The organism is Lapidilactobacillus achengensis, from assembly GCF_003946655.1.
GTDB classification, from domain to species: Bacteria; Bacillota; Bacilli; order Lactobacillales; family Lactobacillaceae; genus Lapidilactobacillus; species Lapidilactobacillus achengensis.
Window position 1 is genome coordinate 56,621 of the sequence record NZ_RHOV01000014.1, and the last position, 7,985, is coordinate 64,605.

Below are 7,985 nucleotides of genomic sequence, written 5' to 3' on the forward strand. Positions count from 1 at the left end.
ATTTTTTGTCAATTGAAACATGGGAAAAATCAATTGCAGTTGTCGGGACACAAGGTGGTGTTCGCAACGGGATCAGATGGAGGAACGTCAATCAGGGTAAGGAGCTTTGTCGAAATGAAACAAGAACAAATTGGTGTTTGTCTATTGTGGGGGTTGTTGTTGATGGTGGCTGGCAGCAGCGTGGTGGCTTGGCGCGGGAGCGGATCTTCGACCACTGTGGCGCATGCGGCAGTGCTTCAGCCAGCACAAAAGCAGTCCGGCACAAGGCAAACAAGCGGCGCGAGCATAACACGCGGTGACGATAATCTGCCAGAATTACAGACGGTACCGCTTTTGGCCGGTGTGCGGGCGCCTGGTTCGGGCTTAGTCGCGGCACCTGATGATCAGGTGACAGTCAAGCATTATCAATTAAATGGGTTCACCTATCAGCACCAAACTAGCCAGGATACGATTTTGCGACCGACACCTTCCCAGCAGCCTGTTTCCGGCGATCGAATCGTGGCGCTGATCGAGCAGGTGGCCTCGCGACTACATTTTTACGGTGTCGGCTTTTTAGGCCAAGATCAAGACTATCGGGCCTTGGCCATTGCGCCGCGCCCCGGACTGGATCTGAATTTTGGCAGCAGCACTTTTTTCCTCAGTTTGGACCAGATCAAGCAATTATTTACCGGCAAAGTGGTGACCGGCGTGGCGCAAATCTATCTGTATACCGGCACATCCGCGTCGGCGGCGTGGCTTTTGGGGCCGAGTGACTCGCCCGATATTGAGCGCCAGTTGACTGCCGGCTCGCAGCTTTTCCAGGCAAGCCCATTTATCTTCAAACGTCAATTTCATGATGATCAGGGGCGACTGCTGTTTGCTGGAGCCGAGCCGCCCGTGATTCCTTTGATTCTCAATGGTCGCGATAGTCAAGATCCTGGTGCTGTCCCAAGCCTTAACCTGCTGGCGAAACTTATTTTGCACTGGCAGGGCTATCGCTTGTCCGCGCTTAAAATAACCGCCGAGGGGGAGACGATCACCGAGAACTTCTCGCCAGAATTCATCGTTACCAATCCAGATTCTGACAATCCAGATTCTGACAGTCCGGAGGTCGATATTGGCTTTGGTAATACTGTCGCCGCGTTTAGTCATAGTGAAATTTATTCAGACACGCCCGGTCCGCAGACGTTTAGTTTCGATTATATTTTCACCAAAATGGTTGATTACCAAGACGAACAAGGCCGGCCGCTTTTCGGTGATCAGGGGCCAGCCCAGGGGAATTTGCGCTTCGTCAGCGACCGAGAGAGCTCGTCAACACTGGCTTTGGACGGCAGTAATTGGTTGCGTACCACCTATCAAAATAAGACATTGCAGAAAATTATTTGGACAGTTTTAGTCGGCGAACAATCACTGACGATCACCAGTAACTTCAATGCGGACGGCACGGTCACCATCAAGCGGGCTGACCAGGCCAGTCAGTATGGCCAAGCTCAGGTGGATCCGCCGCAAGCGCCTGAAGATCAGAAGATGATAAACCAAGCGCCACAAAAGCAGGCAGCGACGGATCGGCCGTCGGTTGCGGAAACGACGGCGATGCTCAGGCTGACGGCGCTTAAGAACAATCAGGTGCTAACGTCCGATCAATGGCAGACTGTGGTCAAACGACTGCCCGTGAATCCGGCCGGCGTGGCGCACATGACCTTGGTTTACCGTGAAAACCAACCAGGACCACAACCCGGAAAACCGGGGCCGGCCACGCCGACAAATCCCAACGCCGGTGACCATAACAACGGCGGCACCACGCCAACCGAACCAACAACGCCTACGCAACCAACAGCACCAACAGCACCAACCGAACCAACAGAACCAACCATCCCAACCATCCCAGTTGGCCCCACAGCACCAATCGTCCCAGATGGGCCAAGTAAACCAAGTAAGCCGCTCGAACCAGTCGCACCGACAGCACCGACAGCGCCAAGCAAACCGCCCAAGCCGACAGTACCAGCGCCAGCGCAACCCGGGACAACAGTGCCGTCAGCAACCAAGCCAGTAGTGTCGACGGCGGCCGCTTCAACGCGGCCAACGCCAGACACGGCGCCCCGCCGCCATGGGCAAGCCGCCTCGTCTCGCCCGCAGTCGTTGCCTGTTGCCGGTGAACGGGATGGTCGCCAGCAAGTTTATGGGACGCTTTTGCTCGCCGGTCTGCTGTTCTGGCGGGGCCGGGCGCTACGAAAACGACAGGGCGCGGAGTCATGATGTTGGAGATAGAATTTCTGCCGTCTAATACGCAAGCCATTTAAAGAACACATGAGAAGGCGCTCACGGGAATTCAGTTTTGAATGGCTTGATTTGCGCCGTGCGACAGCTACTCATGGCGTTACTAAAAAAACACTCATCCAGATTTCCTCAATGCAAAGGAATCTAGATGGGTGTTTTCAATTGATCATGCTGCTTGGTCGTGGCTTAGTGGTTTGTTCGTAGTGATTGAATTAATGTTGACGATTACTCTGCTGGCGTAATTTTCGCATCGGCGACTTTGCAGCCGTCATCATGTAAATAATGCCGCAAAAACTTAGCAACGTGGTGTTTGTAGGCGTGGGGATCGACACCGAAGGCTTGGGCGTGGTCGGCGTTAGGGACGACCCATAATTCCTTGGGAGCGCTGGTGGCGGCGTAGTTTTCTAGCACCATCGCGGTGGGGACGAAGCCGTCGCGTTCACCATGAATGAAGAAAATCGGGCGCCGGTTGTTTTTCAGCGCGGTCAGGGAATCCACTTCCTTCAGATCGAAGCCTAAGGTCAGGTGGTTGAACAAGTTGGCGACAGGCACGAAGGGGAATTCCGGCAAATGGAACTGGGCCTTCATTTGATAGGCCAACTCGCCGCGCAACGAACTGTAGCCGCAATCCTCAATGATTGCCTTGACTTGGGGTGGCAACACCTCGCCACTCATCATCATCACGATGGCGCCGCCCATACTGACCCCGAAAAGCACAATCTCGCAATCGGGGCCTAAATGATCCACCAGATCTAGGCACCAATCCCGGTAATCCAGCCGATCCAGCCAACCGAAATTAACCCATTCGCCAGCGCTTTCGCCATGAGCCCGATTGTCAGGCATCAGCACATTGTAACCCAGCTCCTGAAACATTTGGGCATAGCTGGCCATGGTCAGGGCGCTACCGTGATAGCCATGGGCAATCAGCACCACTTTCTTCGTCGGCCGCGGATGGGGCAAATACAGCGCGTGCAACCGATTCTGCGGATCGTCATCGTACAGCCACCAGTCTTCACGCGGTTGTTGCGCATACCAGGCGCTCCAACTGTGCTTCTTGCGATTGAACGCCGCCAACTGCCGCGTCGCTTCCTTCTGCTTCATCCGACCAAAGCCATAACGATATAACGCCGCGCTGGTCGCTGTTACGCCCAGCAGAAAAGCGCTGGGAACCGCAACGCTAGCGATTTTTTGCCATTTCATCTTGTCTTCACCTCGTCGATTGCTGGCGCACACGTCCAGCGTTTGCTTACCCCTATATCGTAGCCGAAAACCGCCACTTTTGCGACAAGCACGCTTGCTCAACGCGACGGCGGAATCGGCCTGAGCGCTGGAGAAAAACCGGCAGATCAAGCTTGAACGCCTGAACTCGCCCCTCCGTCACTTCTTGGCGACTATGCGCGAAAAAACAACAGCGCCACATTTTGTCGCAGGCGGACCGTTTGCGACAATCAAACCACGACCCAACCGTCCGATTGTGACAAGCAAGCCACGGCCCAACCGTTCAATTGCCACGATTCAACTGCGACCACCTGTCCGCTTGCGACGATCAAGCCACGACCAACAAACGCCGCCTCATTTCGTCGGAGTCAGAAATTGCCGCCGCAATTGGTCCAAGTCGCTGGGCGCCAACTTGAGCCCTTGCCGCCAGTAGTTGGCGATGCCGCCGTAACCTTGGGCGATCGTTTGCACCACGCCTTGAATGAATAGCGCGTCGCCGGTCTGCGTGTTCATTTGCGCCACCGCCGTTGCCACTTCATCATCGCTGACCGCCGCGCCATCAGGAAAGTTGTACAAATCGTTGGTCAACAAGTAATCTTGGACAATCACCGCTTCCGGCACCTCCAGCGCCAGTAAAATCAGGGCCGCGGTCATCCCCGTCCGATCCTTGCCCGCCGCGCAGTGGAAAACCAGCGCCTGATCTTCCGGCAAACTCAATAATTGCCGGAAAACCGTGGCGAAAGCTTGTTGACTATGTTCGTTCAAAACCACATTTTGGTAAATTTGCGCCACTGGATCCTGCAGTTGTGGTCGGCGATGCCGATTGAAGCGCAGGCGCGCGAAAGGACCATGATTCATTAGCCGACCAAAACCAGAAGTGGGGTAGACCGGATCGCGAACCAACTGAACGCCAGGCCAATTTTGATCAGGATAACCAGATTGCTCTGCCGGTGAGCGCAAATCCACATCTTTAGTCACCTGCAAATCCGCCAGCAAAGTTTGATCCTCGGGGGTCAACCCACCCAGCGAGGCCGCGCGGAAAATCCGGCGCCACTGGACGACTTGATCGTGGGTGTTGCGGTAACCGCCTAAGTCGCGGAAATTGACTGTGCCTAACAGGTCGATCACGCGTTTTGAGTGTTCTTGAGTTGTCATTACAATACCTCCAAATCTAGAATTTGAAAAATGGTTTTGGTTGCTATTGAATGTTTGGTGCTTGATTGCGGGTGTGGGTGGGTGTTGCGCGTGAGCGCAACCGGCTGGGACTGCTGTTGCGGACTGGAACGTGGTGGGCGTCGTTTTGAGCCAATCCGCAAAACCCGCGGCTTGTCTCAAAATCGAGCCTTGTCCTAAGCGGCAAAGCCGCCAAGGACAATTTCACCACTGAGCCGCGCAGTCCCAGCCGGTTGCTGAACAGAATTGAGCCTATCTGCAATCGAAGTTGTATATCAGACGAAGCGCTTTTGCAAGATTGAGGTCAAACAATCGCCCTTTTGGGGGTGGTACGGCAATGCCAACGAATTTGGATCAGGAGTCGGAACACTTTGAGTAGGCTGAACATCTCTACTTGTTTCCTGAACGATCCACTAGGTGGAAACCGACCGATCCAGCTGATTCATCAAGAACTTCCTTAGTTCATCAGACAGACTATTCTGGTGTCACCAATTTAAAGCTTGTGACCACTAACCACGGTCGTCGATTGCGTGGCTCCTCATCAATCGACCATAGCTTGCCAGTCGGCGTGAGTGCTTCAATGAATAAGGTTACGTTGAGCGGAGCGTGGCGTTGGTGGTCTGTTTACTCGTCTGGCGGAAGGTCGGGCTGGGGGTGAGTCAGCCGCGATATTATTGTTGGCGATTTATCGCCTACAATAAGGCCGAGTTTTGAGATTTTCGGTGGGTTTCCGAAAAGCTCAAAATCGTGCCCGCCGCGTTCCACCACCCCCAGCCCGACCTGGAGCTTCACCACATCTGTTCACCACCAACGCCAAGCGCAGCGCAAGCTGCGACCAACCTACTTTCAACCAGTCTAAGTAGCGGAGCGGCCCGTTGGTCCGCAACGCTTTTGGTGGGGGTGGCTTGCGCGCCGCTTGTGTTTCAAGTTTAGTCGTATATAATTGAAGACAAGAAACGAAAGGCTGGTTGCCCATGTCGCTAAATCCTTTATTCAGCATTATCATGCCCTTATACAACGTCCGTTCGTATCTCGACCGCGCGTTGCGCACGATTATAAACCAAACCTATCCCAACTTACAGATCATTCTCGTTGATGACGGCTCCGATGACGGTACCAGCGACCGCATCGACTATTGGCACGCTCATGACCGCCGCATCGAAGTCCTCCATCAAGAAAACCGCGGTATTTCTGCCGCGCGCAATGCGGGCATGTCCTTAGCCCGCGGGGAATTTCTGACTTTTATCGATGGGGACGACTGGGTCGAACGGGATTATGTCGCCTTCATGGTCAAAAATCTCCAATATTTCGAAGCGGACCTGGTCAGCTGCGGTTATTTCATTGATCCGCCTGGCCGCAGTGCCGCCAGTAAAGTGGAATCGGGCATTTTGAGCCGAAAAGAGTTACAAAATCGGATTTTGAAATTAGGTGGCAGTGTCCGCGGCTATACTTGGAACAAAGCGTATCGAACGGCCTTGATTCGGCAACATCAACTGGCTTTTGATACGGATCTAGGCTTGATGGAAGATCAGCTGTTCAACATTCAGTATAGCAATCAAGGCGAGCGCTTCTACTTCGATACCAAACCACTGTATCATTATGTGCAACGGGCCGACAGTATCGTCCATGCCTTCGATTTGCAGAAGGTGCCTGACAATTTCTTGGCGAATTTCCGGATTTTCCGCGAGTTGAATCGACCTGAGAATCGCCAAACCGCCACGCCTAAAAAGAAAACCGCCATGCACAAAAAGGCCGCGATCACCATTGGATCACAGCCGCAAAAGAATAAACTGCGTCAATTGCCGATCAAGCAGTCGACGCCGATATTAGGGCGGGCGACCAGGTCCTTCGCGCTGAATCGCCAGGCGAAAGCGTTGGCGCGTTACGATTGGACCCGCCAAGCGGACTTGAGCCAGCGCGAAGACATGACGCTCCACTAAACTAGAAAAAGTTATACTAAGCTAGAAAAAGCGACGCTGAACGAAAATTTACGTCAAACTGACAGCCAAGCCTAGCGCAAATCACGGTTCCAAACGTTGGCGGATGTGATATTGAATCACGGGCACATCCCGCTTGCTGGCAATGTGGGCATCCTTTTCAAAGTAGACCGCGAACGCGTCTTTCCTATCCGCGGCTTCCACAATGATCAAAGGTGATTGCAACGGCGCCTTTTGCTTGAAAATCTCGGCGCTTTGCATGGCACCAGCGAAATCGTGAGCGTTGGCGATCGCGTCGCCAGGGTTAAAGAAGACATCTTCAGACATGACAATCACTCCTTTTACCTAAATTATAGCGATAAAGCAGGCAAAGGAACAGGAAAAGCAACTATTCGTCATAGAAAAACAGGGGCGTTGAAAAATGGAAATCAGAGTCAATCATACGACACTATATTACGTGCAAAGCGGCCAGGGCCAACCGCTGATTTTGTTACATGGTAACGGCGAAAGCCATCAGATTTTCGACAAATTGTTGCCGACCTTGAGCGCCTATTTCCAAGTCTTCGCGCTGGACAACCGCGGCCATGGCAAAAGTGCCCCCGTCAAAGAAATCCACTATCAGGAGATGGCCAATGACGTGGTCGACTTCATCAAACAGCTCAAGTTAGAAAAGCCGCTGCTCTACGGCTTCAGCGATGGCGGCATTATTGGCCTGCTGGTGGCGAGCCAGCATCCCGACCTGCTGGGCAAACTGATGGTCAGCGGCGCCAACTTGAACCCCAACGGCCTCCACAGCAAAGACCGCTTTCTCGCCTGGAACGTCCATTTGTGGTCGCGGCGGCCAGAAGTGCGCCTGCTGAACACCGAGCCCAACATCACCAAGGCCGACCTGCAACGGATCCAGATCCCCACGCTGGTCATGGCTGGTGAGAAAGACGCCGTCAAAATCAGCCACACCCGCTACATCGCCGACCAGATCCCCGACAGTAGCCTAATGATCCTGCCCAAAGAAACCCACAGCAGTTACGTGATCGACAGCTTCAAACTACTGCCGATCATCCGCAAATTCGCCAGCCAACCCGCGCGCAGCACCACCGCCCCCAGCAGAAAAGCCTAGCGCGCGGTGGCAAAATCCTACTAAAACATCTATTGCAATATCCACTGCAATATCTACTTTAACAGCTACTGCAATATCCGCCACAACATCCGCGGGTCAAGTCAGAACGACAACAATCGTCGCTCTGACTTTTTTTGGCTCTTTGTCAACTGGTGTTGAAAGATAGTTTTTATTCTTCGAGGATTTCTCAGTAATGAGGAATCTTTTTGTTGTTGTATCGATTAGTTGAATGTGATCAGTGCGAGCATCACTTTATTTGAATTGAGTGTAACCTAAATAAACAT

The 7,985-nt window shown here is 53.2% G+C and carries 8 protein-coding genes; 4 read left to right on the forward strand and 4 right to left on the reverse strand.

Translation table 11 applies throughout. The features are described 5' to 3' along the window. Window positions 1-114 precede the first annotated feature (114 nt). Complete coding sequence (locus tag EKM94_RS12635) at window positions 115-2,235, forward strand: hypothetical protein (protein ID WP_125600383.1); 2,121 nt, start codon at window positions 115-117, stop codon at window positions 2,233-2,235. A gap of 246 nt (window positions 2,236-2,481) precedes the next feature. On the opposite strand, the gene EKM94_RS08465 is transcribed toward EKM94_RS12635, so the two are convergent. The 3 genes from EKM94_RS08465 to EKM94_RS08475 all read right to left on the reverse strand — a co-directional run bounded on the left by EKM94_RS08465 (window position 2,482) and on the right by EKM94_RS08475 (window position 4,855). Continuing rightward, a complete protein-coding gene (locus EKM94_RS08465) occupies window positions 2,482-3,456 on the reverse strand; it encodes an alpha/beta hydrolase (protein ID WP_125600386.1) in 975 nt (324 codons plus the stop codon). A gap of 372 nt (window positions 3,457-3,828) precedes the next feature. Beyond that, window positions 3,829-4,629, reverse strand: coding sequence for a tyrosine-protein phosphatase (locus tag EKM94_RS08470; protein ID WP_125600389.1), 801 nt, complete (start codon window positions 4,627-4,629; stop codon window positions 3,829-3,831). A 43-nt stretch (window positions 4,630-4,672) separates the two neighbouring features. Beyond that, window positions 4,673-4,855, reverse strand: a complete 183-nt coding sequence (locus tag EKM94_RS08475; protein ID WP_125600391.1) for a hypothetical protein — start codon at window positions 4,853-4,855, stop codon at window positions 4,673-4,675. Between the two features lie 186 nt (window positions 4,856-5,041). Here EKM94_RS08475 and EKM94_RS08480 point away from each other — a divergent pair, with 186 nt between their 5' ends. Continuing rightward, a complete protein-coding gene (locus EKM94_RS08480) occupies window positions 5,042-5,305 on the forward strand; it encodes a hypothetical protein (protein WP_125600394.1) in 264 nt (87 codons plus the stop codon). A 316-nt stretch (window positions 5,306-5,621) separates the two neighbouring features. Continuing rightward, window positions 5,622-6,587: a glycosyltransferase family 2 protein gene (locus EKM94_RS08485; RefSeq protein ID WP_125600397.1), complete on the forward strand. Its 966-nt coding sequence runs from the start codon at window positions 5,622-5,624 to the stop codon at window positions 6,585-6,587. Window positions 6,588-6,668: 81 nt separating this feature from the next. On the opposite strand, the gene EKM94_RS08490 is transcribed toward EKM94_RS08485, so the two are convergent. After that, a complete protein-coding gene (locus EKM94_RS08490; RefSeq protein WP_125600400.1) occupies window positions 6,669-6,911 on the reverse strand; it encodes a hypothetical protein in 243 nt (80 codons plus the stop codon). A gap of 94 nt (window positions 6,912-7,005) precedes the next feature. Between EKM94_RS08490 and EKM94_RS08495 the strand changes: the two genes are divergently transcribed. Beyond that, complete coding sequence (locus tag EKM94_RS08495) at window positions 7,006-7,701, forward strand: alpha/beta fold hydrolase (protein WP_125600403.1); 696 nt, start codon at window positions 7,006-7,008, stop codon at window positions 7,699-7,701. The last annotated feature ends 284 nt before the right edge of the window (window positions 7,702-7,985 follow it).